This window comes from Nocardia sp. NPDC051787 (assembly GCF_040681325.1).
Lineage (GTDB): Bacteria > Actinomycetota > Actinomycetes > Mycobacteriales > Mycobacteriaceae > Nocardia.
In genome coordinates, this window is record NZ_JBFAYO010000021.1 from 1 (window position 1) to 17,531 (window position 17,531).

17 protein-coding genes and 1 pseudogene are annotated in these 17,531 nt (G+C 66.3%); 4 read left to right on the forward strand and 14 right to left on the reverse strand.

What is annotated here, in order from left to right:
- The first annotated feature begins 299 nt into the window (after positions 1-299).
- Both AB0M45_RS21855 and AB0M45_RS21860 read left to right on the forward strand, forming a co-directional pair.
- Complete coding sequence (locus tag AB0M45_RS21855; protein ID WP_364332002.1) at positions 300-1,490, forward strand: Fic family protein; 1,191 nt, start codon at positions 300-302, stop codon at positions 1,488-1,490.
- A gap of 421 nt (positions 1,491-1,911) precedes the next feature.
- The gene (locus AB0M45_RS21860; RefSeq protein ID WP_364332005.1) at positions 1,912-2,319 is read left to right on the forward strand and encodes a hypothetical protein; all 408 of its coding nucleotides are present in this window, start codon (positions 1,912-1,914) and stop codon (positions 2,317-2,319) included.
- Between the two features lie 158 nt (positions 2,320-2,477).
- On the opposite strand, the gene AB0M45_RS21865 is transcribed toward AB0M45_RS21860, so the two are convergent.
- Entirely contained in the window at positions 2,478-2,852 is a 375-nt protein-coding gene (locus tag AB0M45_RS21865) for a cupin domain-containing protein (protein WP_364332008.1), read from the reverse strand.
- A gap of 66 nt (positions 2,853-2,918) precedes the next feature.
- On the opposite strand from AB0M45_RS21865, the gene AB0M45_RS21870 reads away from it, so the two are divergent.
- Complete coding sequence (locus tag AB0M45_RS21870) at positions 2,919-3,359, forward strand: MarR family winged helix-turn-helix transcriptional regulator (protein ID WP_364332011.1); 441 nt, start codon at positions 2,919-2,921, stop codon at positions 3,357-3,359.
- Positions 3,360-3,369: 10 nt separating this feature from the next.
- Here AB0M45_RS21870 and AB0M45_RS21875 read toward each other — a convergent pair whose 3' ends face one another.
- From AB0M45_RS21875 to AB0M45_RS21895, 5 genes are read right to left on the reverse strand one after another with little or no spacing between them, the layout of a single operon-like run.
- A complete protein-coding gene (locus AB0M45_RS21875; protein ID WP_364332014.1) occupies positions 3,370-4,731 on the reverse strand; it encodes a glycogen debranching protein in 1,362 nt (453 codons plus the stop codon).
- Positions 4,728-5,816 (reverse strand): ABC transporter ATP-binding protein, encoded by a 1,089-nt coding sequence (locus AB0M45_RS21880; protein ID WP_364332017.1) that lies wholly within the window; start codon positions 5,814-5,816, stop codon positions 4,728-4,730. Before AB0M45_RS21880 ends, AB0M45_RS21875 begins: the two co-directional genes overlap by 4 nt.
- 13 nt (positions 5,817-5,829) lie before the next feature.
- Positions 5,830-6,705, reverse strand: a complete 876-nt coding sequence (locus AB0M45_RS21885) for a carbohydrate ABC transporter permease (RefSeq protein ID WP_364332020.1) — start codon at positions 6,703-6,705, stop codon at positions 5,830-5,832.
- Positions 6,702-7,547 (reverse strand): sugar ABC transporter permease, encoded by an 846-nt coding sequence (locus AB0M45_RS21890; RefSeq protein WP_364332023.1) that lies wholly within the window; start codon positions 7,545-7,547, stop codon positions 6,702-6,704. Before AB0M45_RS21890 ends, AB0M45_RS21885 begins: the two co-directional genes overlap by 4 nt.
- 2 nt (positions 7,548-7,549) lie before the next feature.
- Positions 7,550-8,860 carry an ABC transporter substrate-binding protein gene (locus tag AB0M45_RS21895; RefSeq protein WP_364332026.1) on the reverse strand — a complete coding sequence of 437 codons (1,311 nt, stop codon included), beginning with the start codon at positions 8,858-8,860 and terminating at the stop codon, positions 7,550-7,552.
- 81 nt (positions 8,861-8,941) lie between these two features.
- Between AB0M45_RS21895 and AB0M45_RS21900 the strand changes: the two genes are divergently transcribed.
- Positions 8,942-10,114, forward strand: coding sequence for an ROK family transcriptional regulator (locus AB0M45_RS21900; RefSeq protein ID WP_364332029.1), 1,173 nt, complete (start codon positions 8,942-8,944; stop codon positions 10,112-10,114).
- 125 nt (positions 10,115-10,239) lie between these two features.
- Here the strand turns inward: AB0M45_RS21900 and AB0M45_RS21905 are convergent, their stop codons facing one another.
- The 8 genes and pseudogenes from AB0M45_RS21905 to AB0M45_RS21940 form a co-directional block, all read right to left on the reverse strand.
- On the reverse strand, positions 10,240-10,932 hold the full coding sequence (locus AB0M45_RS21905) for a hypothetical protein (RefSeq protein ID WP_364332032.1): 693 nt from the start codon (positions 10,930-10,932) through the stop codon (positions 10,240-10,242).
- On the reverse strand, positions 10,911-12,068 hold the full coding sequence (locus AB0M45_RS21910; RefSeq protein ID WP_364332035.1) for an aminoglycoside phosphotransferase family protein: 1,158 nt from the start codon (positions 12,066-12,068) through the stop codon (positions 10,911-10,913). The genes AB0M45_RS21905 and AB0M45_RS21910 overlap by 22 nt, the downstream gene beginning before the upstream one ends.
- Positions 12,069-13,056: 988 nt before the next feature.
- Positions 13,057-13,950, reverse strand: a pseudogene (locus AB0M45_RS21915) (AAA family ATPase); the annotation flags it as partial.
- A gap of 66 nt (positions 13,951-14,016) precedes the next feature.
- Positions 14,017-14,604 (reverse strand): hypothetical protein, encoded by a 588-nt coding sequence (locus tag AB0M45_RS21920; protein WP_364332038.1) that lies wholly within the window; start codon positions 14,602-14,604, stop codon positions 14,017-14,019.
- Between the two features lie 35 nt (positions 14,605-14,639).
- Entirely contained in the window at positions 14,640-15,527 is an 888-nt protein-coding gene (locus AB0M45_RS21925) for a hypothetical protein (protein WP_364332041.1), read from the reverse strand.
- Positions 15,524-15,871: a hypothetical protein gene (locus AB0M45_RS21930; RefSeq protein ID WP_364332044.1), complete on the reverse strand. Its 348-nt coding sequence runs from the start codon at positions 15,869-15,871 to the stop codon at positions 15,524-15,526. The genes AB0M45_RS21925 and AB0M45_RS21930 overlap by 4 nt, the downstream gene beginning before the upstream one ends.
- A 2-nt stretch (positions 15,872-15,873) precedes the next feature.
- On the reverse strand, positions 15,874-16,473 hold the full coding sequence (locus AB0M45_RS21935; RefSeq protein WP_364332047.1) for a YbaB/EbfC family nucleoid-associated protein: 600 nt from the start codon (positions 16,471-16,473) through the stop codon (positions 15,874-15,876).
- 390 nt (positions 16,474-16,863) lie between these two features.
- On the reverse strand, positions 16,864-17,292 hold the full coding sequence (locus AB0M45_RS21940; protein ID WP_364332050.1) for a hypothetical protein: 429 nt from the start codon (positions 17,290-17,292) through the stop codon (positions 16,864-16,866).
- Positions 17,293-17,531: the final 239 nt, after the last annotated feature.

The following is a 17,531-nucleotide window of genomic DNA, read 5'->3' on the forward strand; positions in this document are numbered from 1 at the left end:
GGCCACCATCCGCATCGCTGCCATCAACCAATGGCTCCGACACGGGTGAGAGCGGGCAACTGCCCACCCTCACCCACTTTCAAAACAGTGGCTAGGCTCGACCGCATCCGCGACAGCGACTCCTCGTCTCACCGACGAGGAGTCGCTGTCGTTTACACCGCTGCGCTCGGTCGAGCCGCACGTAGACCACTCTTCCCTAATCGAAGCAAAGTACAACCAGCCCTGATTTACTAGAGGATAGTATATGTAAAGTATATCGTGAGCGCGCTTGTTTGCAGTTCGTTCGAAGGGAGGGGGTTATGAGCTGGCCATCTCACGACGCGGACACCCGCTCGTGGATCCCCCGCCACCGCCAGGGCTCACGCGCCGACCGAGCCCTCACTGAGATCGAAGTCTCGATCCCACCGCGCATCGCCGACCTGCCATACGCACCCTCCGGGCCGGTCGCGCGAGCGCACGAGGACGCAGTGATCGCGGTAGCGCGGCTCGAGGCGGGCTACGGTCAGCACTTGGCGCCATTGGCCGACTTCCTGTTGCGCAGCGAGTCCGTGGCGTCGTCGAAGATCGAGCACATCGACGCAGGGTGGCGCGCATTCGGCACAGCGGTCGCCGGAGGGAAAGCGAGCGAGGAGGCCAGGTCGCAACTGGCCGCCGTGCGGACCTTGGCGGCACTCGTTACCGCAGCCGCCGAGGGTCCGATCACGCTCGATTCCATCCTGGAGGCGCACCGCCTGCTGATGGCCCCCGACTTCTACACCGCTCAGGACTCCGGCTCGCTGCGCACAGTGCAGAACTGGATCGGCGGCAGTGACTACACCCCGATCGACGCGCTGTTCGTTCCGCCCCCGCCGGAGCTGGTTGCCGAACTGATGGACGACCTGATCGCCTTCGTCGGGCGCATCGACCTGCCGATTCTCGCGCAGGCCGCCATCGCGCATGCCCAGTTCGAATCAATCCATCCGTTCACCGACGGCAATGGCCGCATCGGGCGTGCCCTCATCAGCGCGGTGCTGCGGCGACGCGGACTCACCCAGCGAGTCACGGTCCCGTTGGCATCAGCGATGCTCGCCGACACCGGCCGCTACTTCAGCCAGCTGAATGGATACCGCAAGGGACTCGTCGACGAATTCATCGAATACGTCGCTGTCGCAACGATCCACTCCTGCGAGGCCGCGCAGGAATCCGCCCGTGCCCTCGCCGACCTCCCCGCACAGTGGAGCGCCCGCGCCAAGCCGCGGGCGAACTCCGCAGACGAATCGGTACTGGCCGCACTGCTGGATACTCCGATCTTCAACGCGGACAGGGCACAGAAGATCACCGGCACCACCGAAGCCAGCGTGTACCGCGCTCTCGGTAGGTTGACCGAAGTCGGCATCCTCGAGGTGCTCTCGGAGAACAAACGCAATCGAATCTGGGCGGCGACCGATGTCCTCGCCGAACTCGACGGTCTCAGCGCCGCCATCGGAAAACGGACCACCCACAACAGGTAGTCGGCATGCGATCCATGATGTGTGGATCAAGCGACCGAGCCGACGAGCGCCCGTCGGGGCTGGTGGCATCCGTACTCCCGCCAGTGACAACAAGCACGTGGGCTGGGACACATACGCTTTCCGTATGCCCCGGTGGAGCACGCATGGCAGCGAGAGTGGGTCCACCAGCTCAGCTTGGGACGATCCCGGAACACTCTCAGCGGCAACCATTTCCAGAATGAACGCGAGACCGGGCACCGGGAGCGGCAACGGTTCGCCTTCGGATGCCCACAGCGAATCGCCAGCTGTGCCCGCATACGAATCACGTTATAGGGCAAGAACAACGGCGGCGTCTTCGCCGAAACAACGAGGTAGAGAACGTTTAACGGATCACTCATACCATTTCGGTACATCCGCGCTCGTCGGGCTCTGTATCGGCGTAGTGCTATTGGTGGTCTCCGGTTGCCTGTTCGTCGACCGTTCCATCGAGCAGCAGGCGACGCCGACGACTTCGCTCCGCACCACCACTCCGCCGAGCACCACGGCGCCACCGACTACCGCACCCGCGGCAACGTCCGCATCCGTTCCCCCTGCCGCCAGACTGGGCATCGGGGTCGCCGTCGGGAAGGTCACCGCCAACGACGGTACGACACTAGTGGTCAAGAATCTGACCGGCAGCAGCGTCAAGGTCCGTAGCAACACCGCCACCAAGATGTACGTCATGACTGCCGCCCGGGCGGCCGACATACGCGTCGGCACCGTCGTCGCCGTGTACGGGCAGACACAATCCGATCGATCGATCATGGCCAACGTCATCACCGGCATCTGGATCGGCGCCTCCGCCAGGTGATTCGACCCAGACTGCGGGACGAGAGCGCGCCGCGTGTTGCCACCGACCGCTGCGGCGCAGAGCATGTGATCCAAGCCGCTGCGACCCATGGGACACCAACCGCATCCTTCATACGATGCTCGCTGCCGTCGGCGTGTGCCGAGGCCCGGTCCCCCTGACTAATTGGCCCACGGCGGCGTGATGGTACTGCCATCGGCCAGTTCGGCACTGAGGCCGACGCGGGTAGTCACCCACATGTGCGCAGGCTCGTCGCTTGTATTGGCCACCGCGAGCGCGGAGCCTGCTGGCGCCACCGCCGCGTCACCGGCGCCGAGTTCGGCGGCTTCGCCGTCGATGGTGAACCGAAGTCGGCCGGACAGAACATAGAACGCTTCTTCGTGGCTGATCACGTGCGCCGGAGGCGCCGTTCCCGCCGGGACTTCGGCGCGCCAGGCGGCGAGGTCCCGGCTGCCAGTGGCCGGACTGACGTAGGAAATGAAGCGGGCGCCGTGGATCTCGTGAACGACGGCCTCGGTACTGCGGGCGAAGGGCATCAGGACTCCATATAGACAATCTGCTTGCCCATATAGACAATCAGATTGACCAGCTACAGTCAACCCATGGACGACGCCCTGGCCTTCTCCGCGCTCGTGCTCGCACTCTCGGGACAGTTGGTGCAGGAGATCCACGATCGGGTCTCCCAGCAGGGATTCGAGGGCCTGCGTCCGGCCCACGGGTTCGCCTTCGCCCGCATCTCTTTCGGCGGCGCCACCACGGCCGACCTGGCCGAGCACCTGGGGGTGACGAAGCAGGCCGCCGCCCAGCTGGTCGAGGAATTGGTCCGCAAGGGATATGTGCTGCGCCGACCACACCCACACGATGCCAGGGCGAGGCTGCTGGAGCTGACCGAGAACGGCTGGGCCGCCACTCGCGCCGCCGATCAGGCCGCCCAGGCTGCGGTCGCACCATGGCGAGAGGCACTGGGCGAGACGCGCTTCAGGGAACTCGTCGCCGATTTGGTCCAGATCGCGCCACCCGGACCGATCCGCCCCGCCTGGTGAAATATCCGGCTCACCACACCCCGCACAGCCAGTCGAGCACCACCGCGGCGGTCCACGACTGGTTCGTACTGCCCAGCGGCTTGCCGGTGAACGGCTCGTAGTATTCGCCGAACGAGCCGTCCGACACCAAATGCACGCCCTGGGCGCGGAACTCGCTCGCGTGCCGCGGCCAATCGCGCTGCTCGAACGCCCAGCCGAACAGCCAGGTGATCACCGGCCACTGCGGACCACGCCAGTAGCAGCGCGCGTCGAACTCCGGCGACGAGGGCGACACCGACGGCGGCACCGCGGCGAGCAGGTGTGGATTGCCCGACCAGTCCGGGCCGTCCAGGGTGGACATGAGGCGTTTCTCGACGTCGGCGGGCAGGCCGCCGCACAGCAGCGGCGCGAACCCGGCGATGGACTCGGTGGTGAGCCAGCGGTCGTGCCGGATATCGCGGTCGCGCGCCATACCGGTCTCGGGATGCACACTGCCTGCGACCGCTTCCCGCGCTCGCGCCGCCCACGCACGCACGTCGCCGATGTGCCCGGAATCGACGCCGAGGTCCTCGCCGAGCCCGGCGAGGGTATCGCAGGCCACGGCGAACACCGCGGTGGTGAATACATCGCCCACCAGGAAGCTCGACGCGCGCACGACCTGGTCGGGGTGATAGTGCACGTGCTTCATCTGCTCGATGAGCCAGAGGTATCGGTCGTATTCTTCCGCGCTCGGCCGCTCGCTCGCGTCGTTCACCTGCCGCAGGTCCAGCCGCGTGTACGGCGGAAGGTCCGGGCCGGGGACGACGGCCGCGTAGGGCTCGTCCCAGCGTGGCGAGTTGTCCATGCCGGACTCCCACCCGTGCACGATCGCCACCAGGCCGCTCGCGTCGGGCATACGGTGGCGCACGATCCAGCGATGCCAGCGATACAGCGCGGGCCAGGCGCGTCGCGCGAACCGCTCGGCCAGCTCGGCGTCGGCCTGCGAGGTCTTGCGCGCGATCTCGACGATGCGGCGCAGCGCGATCGCGTGCACCGGCGGCTGACAGATCCCGGACGTGCGAACGCCGGACGGCGCCTGCGGCGCGGAGTCGGTGCCCCAGCGGTCCGGGCCCGGAAAGTAGTCGCGGTCGTCGGTGAACACGATGTGCGGGATCATCCCGTCGGCCCATTGGGCGGCCAGCAGCGTGCTCAGTTCCGTGACAGCACGGTTCACGTCCAAGTAGGCCAGTCCGATCGAGATGAACGCCGCGTCCCAGCTCCACATGTGCGGATAGAGCTTGGGCGCCGCGGTCACCAGGTTGCCCGTGTCGTTGTCTCGCAGAACCAGCGTGGCCCGGGCGACCAGCCGGGCGGGCTGGAAATGGATATCGCGGTCGCCCGCGGCGGTGATCACGCGACCTCCAGCAGCAATCCGGTCTCCGGGTCGTACCAGCGGCATGCCTCGGGCGGCACGCGGAGCGTCAACGTGCCGCCCTCGTCGGCCCGGAAGCCGGGCGGTGCTTGGACTTTCACCGTCTGCCCGCTGATGTCGGTGGTCAGCAAGGTCGACGAGCCGAGCGGTTCGAGCACTTGGAGCTCGCCGCGCACCGTCACGTCCGCGGGGCCGTTGTCCACCACGATGGCCTCCGGGCGGATGCCGAGCCGGAGCTGCCCGCCCTCGAACGACGACAGCGCCGAAGGCACGGCGAGGGACTGCCCACCCAGGTCGATGCGCGGCCCGTCGTCGCCCGCCGCGACCGCGCCGGTCAGGAAGTTCATCGGCGGGCTGCCGAGGAAGCCGCCGACGAATTCGGTCGCGGGGTCGTCGTAGACCTCGGTGGGCGGGCCGCACTGGACGATCGCCCCGTCGCGCATCACGGCGACGCGGTTGCCCAGCGACAGCGCCTCGACCTGGTCATGGGTGACGTAGATCGTGGTGGTGCCCAGTTCCGCGACGAGTTTCTTCAGCTCGGCCCGGAACGAAAGCCGCAGCAGCGCATCCAGATTGGAGAGCGGCTCGTCCATGAGCAGCACGTCGGCGTCCATCACGATCGCCCGCGCCACCGCGACACGCTGACGCTGCCCGCCGGACAACCGCGCCGGGTACCTGTCCAGGTACGGCGTCAGCTGCAACAGCTCCGCGGCCCAGGCGACCTTGCGGCGGATCTCGTCGGCGGGTACACCGTGCACCCGCAGGCCGAAGCCGATATTGTCGGCGACCTTCTTGTTGGGGAACACGGCATAGGACTGGAACACCATCGACAGATTGCGCCGCCGCGGCTCGAGATAGGTGACGTCCTTGCCGCCGATGACGATCTGCCCCGAGTCGGGCAGCTCCAATCCGGCGATCATGCGCAGCAAGGTCGTCTTGCCGCAGCCGGACGGCCCGAGCAGCACCATGAATTCGCCGTCGGAGATCTCCAGCGAGACCTCGTCGGTGGCGCGCGCCGTGCCGCCGGGATAGGTCTTCACCAGATCCCGGACCACCACTTCAGCCATTAGCGAACCCCTGTCATCTGAGCGTCGTCCCCCACATGTTCACCAGGTAGCGCCGCATCACGAAGATGAACAGCAGCGCCGGGATGATCAACGCGAAACCGCCCGCGAAGCGGTACGCGGTCGACGCCTCGTCCAGCGCCGTGAGCACCTGCGCCGGCAGTGTGCGGTGCCCGAGTGTCACGATCGTCGCGCCGAGAATCTCGTTCCACGACAAGACAAAGGTGAAGATCGACGACGCGGCCAGGCCGGGCAGCGCGAGCGGCACCACGATCTTGCGCGCCGCCTGCCAGCGGGTGCAGCCGAAGACCCGCGCGGCCTCCTCCAGATCGGGCGGCACCGCGACGAAGATGCTCGCCGTGATGAGCACCGTGGTCGGCAGCGCGAGCGTGGTGTGCACCAGCGTCACAGCGAACACCGTGTCGTAGACGTCGATCCGCAGGAACATCGTGGCGAGCGGCACCGAGAGCACCACGATCGGCAACGCCCGCACGAAGAGGATGAAAACCTGGTAGGCGTCTTTGCCCCGAAACACGTGACGCGCCAACGCATATCCCGACGGTGCGCCGACCACGAGGGACCAGAACACGGTGTAGAGGCCGACGAGCACCGAGTTGCCCAGTGCCTGGACGGTTCCGGTGGCCCGGAAGAAGGCGACCAGTGTCTCGGTAGAGAAATCGGCGGGGATCAACGGCTTCGGGAACTCGTTGAGCGCCTCGCGTGAGGACACCGCGGCGAGTCCGATGAGGACGATCGGCAGCGCCATGAACAGGGTCACGGCGAGGCAGGCCGCCTGCACCCCCACTCTGCGCCGGCGGCGCCTGCGCAGCGGTGCACGATCGATCGGCGGCAGCGTGCGCTGCTCGGTCTGGTTCATCGCGACGCGGCTCACCGTGCCTCCTCCGGCTGCCGGACCGTCCGCAGATAGAACACCGCGGTGGCGAGCGAGATCGCCAGGACGATCAGCGAGACGGCGCTGGCGACCGCGGGGTTCTGCAGGTTGGCGTACCACTCGTAGGTCTCACCGACGAGCAGCGGAAAGTCACGGCCGGTCAATGCCTGGGCGACGGCGAACGCCTGCAGCGCGAGGATCGTCCGCAGGATCAGCGCCACCTGGAGACTCGGCCCGAGCAGCGGCAGTGTCACGTGCCGCAGCCGCTGCCAGAAGTTCGCGCCGAACACCTGCGCGGCCTCGTCGTAGTCGCGCGGAATCATCTGCACGCCCGCCACCACGATCACGAACACCAACGAGGTCGCCCGCCAGACCTCGGCGATCACCACCGCGAGCAGCATCGTGCCGGTGTTCTGATAGCTGAGCCACTGCACACCGTCATCCGAAAGACCGAGCCCGACAAGCAGTGAGTTCAAATAGCCGCGGTTGTCGAAAATGGACAGCCACACCAGGCCCGCGGCCAGTTCGGAGATCGCCAGCGGCAGGCACCACAGATAGAAGTGGCCGCCCGCGAACCGCGGCCGTGCCTGCATGAGCAGTGCCATGCCGACGGCGAGCACGAGCTGGATCGGCACGACGATCACAATCAGCACGAGCGTGTTGCGCAGGGCGCTGAAGATATAGGGATCGTTGAACAATCGCTCCCAGTTGGCGAGCGTGAAGCCGTCGTCACCACGGAAGGCCTCCAGCACGCCCTGCCCGAGCGGCCACCCGAACAGCGCCAGCATGAGCACGATCGAGGGCAATAGCAGGATCCACGGAGAGCGCAGTCGCGACATCATGGCTATCCCACCCGGCAGAGGTCGGTGGCGGGGTCGGGAGCCCAGCACGGCACGTTCAGGTCGTCGAGGATGCCCTGGAGCACCCGCGCCTGCTGATCGAGGGTGGCTCGAATATCGGCTCCGTCGAGCACGATCGAGCGGAAGCTGTCCTTGAACACCTTGCTCACCTCACCTTCGCGCTGGCCGAGACCCACCGGTGGCAGCGAGAGAATGGCGCCCGGCGCTTCCTGCTGTCGGCGTACCGCGTCGGCCTCGAGTTGGACGGCGGGTGGCAGGTCGTCCGGGATCGCCGTGTCGACGGACGGGAAGAAGCCGTTGGAACGCAGCAGCCGGAGCTGCGTTTCCGGGCGTGTGAGCGTGTTGATCGTCCGCTGCGCGAGTTCGGGGTCCGAACTGCCCTTGGGGACCGCGAGTCCGGCGATCACGGCCATGTAGCCGAGGCCGCGCTCGCCGCGCGGGGCGGGCAGCATCCGCCAGTTCCGGGGGTCGCGCTCGGGGGCGTCGACAAGGCGGACCACGTGGTCCCACGCCACGCGCACCTCGCCGCTGTCGAGCGGCTCCTGCATGAAGTCGTAATTCGTGCTCGACGGCGCGCAATTGGCCCACAGCTCACGGAAGTACTGCCACGCCGTCACGGCCTCGTTCGAACGAAAGGTGGTGATCTGTCCGCCGGTGAACGAAGGCAGCAGGAACCCTTGTGTGAACCGGTGCAGCAGGCCCTTCGGGCCCGCGGGCAGACCGAGCATCGGGCGGTTGCCGTTGGCACGGCGCGCGGCAATGGCCCAGTCCAGGAACTGGTCATAGGACAGCGATGCGGCGTCGACGCCGGACGGCAGGTGCGCGAGCGCATCAGCGTGTGCGGCGAGAACGTAACTCGCTGTGGCCCAGGGGATATACCACGTACGGTCGGTGCCTACCTTGGCGAGTTTCAAGTAGTCGGTGGACCAGCCTCGGTCACCGAGGTCGGCGAGCAGACCGGTGAGGTCTTGCAGGTAGCCGCCGGCGAGCGGCGCGATGTCGCCGTGCAGGCCGCCGAGCAGGCCGATCTGCGTCGAGCCCGCGTCGACCTGGCTGCGCACCTGGCTGGAGAACGGGCTCTCCTCGATGGTCACGTAACCGACGCCGGGTGCGGTATCGGCGAGCAGGCCGCGGAACCGCTCGGCCTCGTCGGCGGGACGGAATTGGGTGGACAGGAAGATCATCCCACCGTTGCCGCTGGTCGGGAAGCCGGTGCAGGCCGCGGCGGACAGAGCCGCCGCGCCGGCGCCCGCCGCGCGCAAGAAGGATCTGCGCGTCACACCGGATACCGACATGCATGGCTCCTGTTCGGGCACACCGCGTTTCGGACTTTTGTCAGTTTGGTTAACGTAAGTCCGTTGAGGGATATTGTCAATATGCCCGCGACAACATCCACGCCGTCGAGCCCCACCTCACCGGGACATGTGCTCGCCCTGCTGCGCGCCGCGGGCCCGCTGACCCGGCTGGAACTGCAAGAACGCGCGGGCCTGTCGCGGGTGACGTTGGTCGAGCGGCTGGAGGTGCTGCGCGCCCTCGGCCTGGTTCGCCACGCGGGCCACCGGGAATCGAGCGGCGGCCGGCGTGCCGAAGTGCTCGAGGTCGACGACACCGGCCGCACCGCGCTCGTCGCCGACCTCGGACAGAGCCACGCGACGCTGGCGGTGGTCGACCTGCGCGGGACGGTGTTCGTGCGCGAGGACCATCGGCTGCCGCTGCGGCACAGCCCACGAGAGATCGTGCCTATGCTGCTCGACGCGGGCCGGAAACTGTTGCGACAGACCGGGCGAGCAGACTCCCTCTGCGCGATGGCGCTCTCGGTGCCGGGGCAGATCGATCATGAGCGCGGAGTCACCGTGGCGCCCCCGACCATGCCGGACTGGAACGGCGCGCCTCTGCGCGAGCCGTTCGCCGACGCGCTCTGCGTCCCCGTTCTACTGGAGAACGACGCGAATGCGTTGGCGTTCGGCGACTTCTGCGCGCTGGGTCGTCCCGGCGCGACCCTCGTCGGAGTCAAGGTAGGCACCGGAATCGGTGCGGGCGTGGTGATCTCGGGACGCGTCCACCGAGGCGAGAGCGGCTCCGCCGGGGAAATCGGGCACATGCGGATCGAGGGCAGTCAGCAGCGCTGCAGCTGCGGCCGCCGCGGGTGCGTCGCGGCCAGCGCCAGCGGGCAGGCGCTGGTCCGAGAGCTGCGACCGCTCGGCGTGCGCACGGCGGACGATGTCGTCCGGCTCGTCGGCGACGGCAGACCCGATGCGATCCGCTCGGCCGAAAAGGCCGGGCGCCTCGTCGGGACCGTGGTCGCGACGATGGTGTCGATCGTGAACCCGACCTATGTCCGCGTCGGGGGCGCGATCGGCGTGCTACCGCCGTTTCTCGAGGGTCTGCGACGCACCGTCGAGTCGAACGCGCACTCGAGCGCGCTGCGGAACCTCGACATCGGCCCGTCCCAGCTGGGCGAGAACGGCGCGTTCGTCGGGTTGGCGGGCCTGGTGGCAGACGAGATGCTGTCCCCGGAGACGGTGGACGCGATGGTCGCCGCGCGATAGAAACCGGTTCGTCATGCGATGCACTCGAGCAGTGTGGCTTTCGCTGCGCGACAATCTGACCGCAATGGGTGGCTGGACCTCGGCACTGAATCCGACTGCAACGATCGCCGAATCGTGCCGATGGTTCAGCGAACCTGCCAGGTGACGAAGTCGAATTCGAGGTATTGCTCGGCGGCGGAGGGGACGTGGGTCAGCGTCAGAACTGCGAGGTTGCTCTGCTCGGTGCGCACACAGATCGTAGTGCCGATGTGCAAGGCATAGAGATTGGGCAGGGTTTTGGTCCATGAACCTGCAGCGACCGCGCGGCATCGATCATGCGCGTCGGGACCGGTTGCGGCGTCGGCGGGAAGCGCGAATCGTGGTGTGCCATGGCTCATTGCGTTGAGGCTGTCGGCGGTCTTCGACGGGCTCACATCGACGCCGGGCAGGTCTTGGTCTTCGATCTGTCCGGTGTCCAGATCGATGCCTTGAACGTTGGCCAGCTTCTGATGGCCCTGGGTGAGGATTGCCGGTTTCGGCGATGTTGTCGGTGCCACGAACGATGTGCTCGTCGGCGAGGCGGTAAATGATGAGGGGCTCGCCGAGGGCGAGTCCGGTGAGCACTGCACGATCCCGAAGATCACCGCGACGACAACGCCGATGGCGCCAGCGGCACCACCGATGATCGCCCATGCGCCTTCACGCTGGCGATTGCCTTGCTGTTGACGATCGTTCTCGCCGGGATTGCTGCTGGGTCCCTCGTCTGGCATCCGATGCCCCCGTTGGTCCGATGTCGCCGAGCCCTGTCGCCAGTAGGCTAGCTCGAGCCTGGTCCGCACTGCTCGTGTTGACCTGATTCGACTCGATATCGCTCGCGCAGAGCGGGTTCCACCGCCACGGGGTCGACTGGCGCGCTCTGTCCCCATACCTCGCGTGCCGGCTGAAGCTTCCCGACCAGACTGGCCACCAACGCCGTCTCCCTAGCTGCGCCCGCGTGTCCCTCCGCGAGCACTTTGCGGTAGCGAATCGAGTCGACAAGGACGGATTTCACCCGTTCGTGGTCGAGATATGTCTGGAGGTCACGCCGCCGCGCGCCGCTCGCGGCCTCGGGTTCGGTTTCACACCATGCGGTGAGGAATGCCTCCTGCTCGTCCGGGAGATAGCCCATTTTGTGCAAATGCGTGGCCACGTCGTACAACGGGTCGCCATAGAGCGCCAGCTCCCAATCGATGAACACGACGCGTCCATCCCGCACGATCATGTTCTTCCGATGCACGTCGGCATGCACGATCCGAAACGGACGCGCTTCCAGCGTGTCCCACGAAGCGAAGATGTCCTCGAGCGGCTGATCGGGGACGCCCAACCGACGGTACAGCTCACCGGAAACGGCGCTGCCTTCGCGGTGCACGCGTGCGGTGACGGCCGACAACCGCCGGGCGAAGTCCGCCGGGTCCTCGTTCCATGCCTCCCCGACCGGCGGTATCAGCTCGCGCGGAATGCGCCGCAGGTCGGCGAAGAGCCCAGCCACGTCACCCGGTACATGGGACGGCACCGGCGTACCGCGCGGCGCGATTCGATCCAGCAGGTCGCCGTCGATGTGGTCGTGGATCTGATATGCGGGCTGTGTCGATTCCCAGCGCAATCGTGGAGCCGAAGCTACGAAGGGTTCGATCGCCAGCAGTACCGCGGGCTCGGGCCACTGCCGCAGGTCCATCACATCGGCGCCGTCGACGGCGATCCGCAGATTCACCGCGCCCATCGGGCCGTCGACCCGGACGTTGTGGTTGTAGTAGCCCGCTGCCGCCTGTGCCAGCGAAAGCGCTTCGGTGTACATCGCGTTCGCGTCGACGCCGAGTATCCGCGAAATCAGCCGCGCGGCGTATCGATCTCGCCGCGGCGACCGCGAGCCGATCCGCGATCGGCCCGGTGCGATCCAAGGGAAGATCACGAGTGAGCCGGTCGGCTTGCTTGGCATCACCGAGCAGCACGGCCGACTCCGCTTCCAGGCACCGCTTCAGTTCCGACAGTTCCGCCATGCCTGCCAGATTCTCATGTGACTCGCTCAGATAGCGGTCGAGATCGCTGATCACTCCCCCGACGCCCTGACTTCCGCCCGCGGCCTCGATCCGATCGACGTACGCGAGCAGCGTCACCGCGGACAGAATCCCGCCTCGGACCCCGTGGTATCCGGCCTCCCGCAACGCAAGGACTCGCCCCGCCGGCCGTTCCGCGCGTTCGAGCCAAAGGTCGTGCAGCACCGCGTGCAGAGTGCGCCGAACCTCGGCGTCCAAGCGGCGGCGCAGCGCCGCCACCATCAGTTGGTGCAGCTGGTAGCGCTCGCCGCCGTCACCGTCGTCCGCGTTGTACACGAACGAGTACCCGATCAAGGATGTCCACGCCGCGACATGACCCGGCAGCTCGAACTGCCGGGCCAGCGCGGTGAAGATTTCCCGATCGAACGTGCGCGGCAACCCCAGCAGCTCCAGCATCCGCACTTCCTCGGGACGCACATGCTGGAGGAAGCGTTCCAGAATCGTTTCCGGAGAAACCAGTTCGGCGGGCGGCAGCCACCCCGCGCGAGTGCGGGAATCGATGGCCAGATGCAGGTAGAACGGCACGCCCGCACTCGCCACCGCGATCGCCGCGCGCTCGGCGGGGTCCTCGATCCCCGACGAATCGAGCAGTTCGAATCGAGCGTCCTCGGGCAGATCGTCGACCGGCGCGGTCCGTACCCGTGCCGCCCACTCGGGATCATGGCGCTCCCACCCCAGCGGCTCCCGGCTGGCGATCACGACCAGGCCGGTGTCCAGCTGCGCGACCACATCGCGCAACCAGGCATCCGAGGCCGCCGCCCGGCCCTCGCGATCGGTGCCGCCCATCAATGCTTCGTAGGCGTCCAGAAAAACGACATAGGGCTCCTTGCCCTCGGTGCCGCTCTTCAGGTCCTCCGCGAACAGGTACGAAACGGCTTGCTCCAGACTCGCGAGACTCAACTGGTCGAGCTCTTGCAGAACCGGATCATGACGTATCCGGTGCGTACGGACGACCCGGCGGGCGCCGAGATCGAGCAGCCTGGTCGCGGTCCCGAAAACCGGGATACCGGTGGCGTCGTTCAGGATTTCGGTCAGGATCTCACTGTGCTCGGCCAGCGCCAGCGAGTCCGCGGTGAGCCGCAGATGCGGGTGCATGCGCTGCCACAACACCGCGCAGGCGAGGTCGAAGCGATGAAACTTGATCTTCTGGGCGCCGAACTGAACGCGCAGCACGGCCAGCCCATCCGCGGCCTGCCGGTGACCCGGCACCTGCAAATCGAGCACCGCCGCCGGATTCTTCTTCTCGACCCGCGCACGCAGCTCGGTGACCAGCCGTGACTTCCCGATCCCGCCGATACCGCTGAGCAGCATCACCCGGGGTTGTTCCGCGGCTTCGGCCAGCAGTTCGTCGAAGCGAGCCAGCACGGTCTCACGATTCACGAATGGACGGCTGGCTGATCCTGGCTGGAACCGCGCGGTCAACACCATGGTGTGATCCCCCTCGTCAGACCCGGTCTTATTCTGCCAGTATCCACAGACATCCGAGCCCGGACCGGATGTAGCTGTGTCGGGCTTTGTAGCAAACCACCATAGCTCTGCCATCACCGGACCGAGCGGACAACCCGGCTGGACTTGCTGTGCCGCAATGAGACTCGAACCCATCGTGCACACTGGAGTTCGATCTTCTGAAAGCGTACGAGGACGCGGCCATGCATGCGGCAATTCAGGTCGAAGCGCAGAACCTCGGGGCAGACTCACTGCCATCCGCACCGTCCCGCTGCCCGTGCGCGACCTGTTCGGCACCGATCCGGCGCTGGAGTCCATCCATGCCGACGGCTACGTCGGAACCAGCCAGAGAGATGGCATCGAACCGCAGGCCACCACGTCGTGTCACCCGGTGAACGGGGGCAGTGCCGCGAATTCCGGGGCGAGCCGGGCGGTCGGGACGGTGTGCGCGATCCAGCGGCGGGCACGGCTGAGCGGGTGATCGGGAAACTCTGCGTCCCATCGGATGTCGTCGGCCGCGTTGTACGGTAACCGACCCCGCACCTCGGGCGCGTAGGGATGTGGCGGGAACATGTTGTCGAAACCGATCTTGGCGGTGAGCATGGCCTCGCGCATACCAGTAGTGCCGGTCTCGGGACAAAGGATCTGAAGCACCGCGCTGCTGCGCGCCTTCGGGACAATCACGGACGCGGCGAACACCAAGCCCTGGGGCTGGTTGGGCAAAGGCATTTTCTCCATTCGCAACAGGGCGGGTTGCGCGTCCAGCCACACCACGAAAGCTTCGATCAGGCAGCCGCCCTCGGCACTTCTTTCGGCAAGGCGACGACGCAGCGTCGTCGAATCCTCAAGTGGCGCAGGCAGATCGGGGGCGATGTCGAAGTACGACACGTTCACCATGTCACCGGTCAGAGGATCCCGCCAGGTTGCGGGGTCGACCTGCTGCATTTCTCCGATGTCGAACCAAATAGGCACGGCTCAGGGTATCCAGCAGCGAACTCAGTTCAAGATCAATTCGCCTGTTCTTCGTCCGGCCCGAGGAGGGCATGGATGACAGCGGCCGCCGCCTGGCTGAACGCGTGCACATCCTTCAGCGCCTTCAGCATGTCGGCGAGCAGCATCGAGATTCTCAGACCGTCACGGGCGATCCTTACCAGCGCCGCGGTGATGACATGCGGAGTCGCGGCCAACGCGGTCACTGCCAGTTCTATGGTGTACCCGATGAGCGCTCCCGCCAGGCTGGTCAGAATGTCCTGCACCAGCTTGCGGTACGCTGCCACGATTTCCGACACCGTCTTCATGGTGGCGCCGAGGGTGGCAGCCACTCCAGCCGCCGCGAGGATCTTGTCGGTGAGATCCGTGGCGGTGCTGCGGTAGGAGTCGCCTGCTTTACCGGTCCACGTCGCTATGTCCTCCGCCAGCCCTTTCTTCCACGTGCCGCTCATGCCTGTCAGCTCTGTGGAAATCTTCATCCAGGCTTTGGAGTACCCCTCCACCATTTCGTTGTTTCCGGCCAGCCCGTCGAGCGTCCTCCGGTACGGCTCTACGTGGGTGAGCATCCATCCGGCGATCTGATCTCCCACGAATCCGAACGGATCGAATCCAGCCACGGCCGCGCTGACGCCGACGCCGCCTGTTAGCGCTTCGAACGTATCGCCGTTCTGCAGGTTCGCGTACACCTCCCAGGCGTCACCGACGATGGTGCCCTGCACAATGCCGGGAACACCGGAATCGTCGCTGGCAAGACCGACCTTCGACAGGAAGAAGACGTCTTCCTGGAAGTACTCCTCGCGGTAGTCGGTCGCGGCTTCCTTCAGCAGCGGATTGCCCTCGGGCTTCTTCGGGTCATCGAAACCGGGAGTGTGCTCGTTGAGCCAGTTGCCGATATCGGTGCTCACCTCGCACCTTTCTGTGCGTCGGCGATCGAGTCACGCAGTTCGATGAGTGCGTTATGGAAGGCGCCGTCTCTGTCTTCGAAGGTCGTTGCGACCGTACGGAGTTTGCCCGGCAGGACGGCCACGTCCTCAGCGAGCTTGCGAATGACCTCGATAGTATTTCGGTGATTGTCGTCCAGCACCAGTTTCACCCACGGACGCGGTATCTCCCCGTATCCGTCGTCCGCGGCACCGAGGTAGGTGGCGGCTTCGAGCGAATGCGTCAAAAGCTTCATCAGATCTTGCACCTTCGTCGCGTGCTCACGTACTTCTCCGGGGTCCACCGAGATCGCGTCAGGGTTGGTCATGGTCACACCAGCCAAGACTTACGGCGGTAGTACTCATCTTCGGGGTCGGGATCGTCCGGGGTGACGATTTGCTCGCGGTTGGGTTTTCGGCTGCGCGGCGGTGATGGGGGCGGCGGGGGCGACCCCCACGGTGCGGGCTCCGTAGGTTCGGACGGCGTCTGGGTGTACGTGGGCGGCACCGGCGGCGGAGCATACGAAGGCGCTGGGTACTCCGGAGATGCTGTCTCGCTCGGCTCCGAGTCCGGGAACTGCTGGACGAATCGTTCGACGATTGCCGCACCGGCGGGATCGTCACCCACGGTGTTGTGCACCAACTCGGTCACTTGTGCGCGCAGTTTCGACTGGGCCCGGCGCAGGCAGGACATGATTTCGGCGGACACGACCGCCGGGTCCATCCCCCGAGTGCTCGCCGACAGGTTGACGGCGGTGGGCACGCCATTGGCGTCGACGGTGACACTGATCCGGCCGCAGCTACTGGACTCGGTGACCGTGAGGGCCGTCATCCGCCCCTGTAACTCCTGGTACAGCGCGGCCCGGCGCTCGAAGTCCGCCGCCACCTGCGCCATAGCCTCCGCGGCAGGGTTCGAATCGAATACGGCCATCACCACCTCCTGCTTCGCAACTACCTACTTCCGACCGATCCGCCGTTGTGCAGATCGCACACCGACATCGTTCGCTGGGTCCATCACTTGTTACTGACGCAGCGCGGGGACGATCGGTTCCATCAATATTCTTCCGCTACCTCGCAGCCGCACGGCCCTGGCGGACGATGTACGGCACACCGTTCGTCAACCTGCGCACGGAGCCAACCGCGGTGTCACGGACAATCGATCAAGCGAGGGCGATAAGCACTGTCGCACACACTTTTCGAATGTCGCGCCACTGCCCCATCTCGCCGACGATCGTGCTGGGCGGCGATGTCTGTGGGGCGGCGGATGACGAACATCGACGGTGCGCGCCATCGGCCGTTCGCCGCTCCGCCGACGTTGTCGTCAGGTGCCGACGCGATGCAGGCAGAACGACACCGGCGGCTGCTTGTGCGCGATATCAATGGTCTCACGGTATTTGCTTCTGACGGGCTTGCAGACCCCGATGTCGTCGCTCTCGACGCGAGTGTTCACTTGGAACGCGCGCGGCGTCGTGCACGGCACCTTACGAATCTCGAACAGGTGACCTTCCCCGTACTTGACGTTGCTGAAGCAGTCACCGACCTGAGCGTTCAGATGCGTGCAGACGTAGCGACGCTTGGTGCCCGGTTTTCTCCCGGCAGACCAGCTGAACCGGGAGTCAGGACAATCTACGTTCAAGGATTTGCCCACAACGACCAACGCAGCCTCGGGATGCGTGCAGCTGCGGTGCTCGAGGTCCGGCGGTCGGTTGGCTTGGCCCTTCCTGAAATAGCCGCAGTCACCGATCTTCATGGATTCCTCCTGCGTTTCAACACACCCGGACATTGCCAGCGCGATGACGGCGAGAACGGTAAGGGATACCGCGCCACGCAGACGAATCGCGCAGCCGGGTCTGAGGTTTCGGAGCCGGTGTGACATGGTGCCCACACTGCCACATGGACTCGATCTCCTCCGCCTGCATCGGTACCCGGCGTGCGGCCAACTGGCCTGAGCCGACCCGGTAGCCGCCCCTCTGAGTGTCCGCTCCGAGA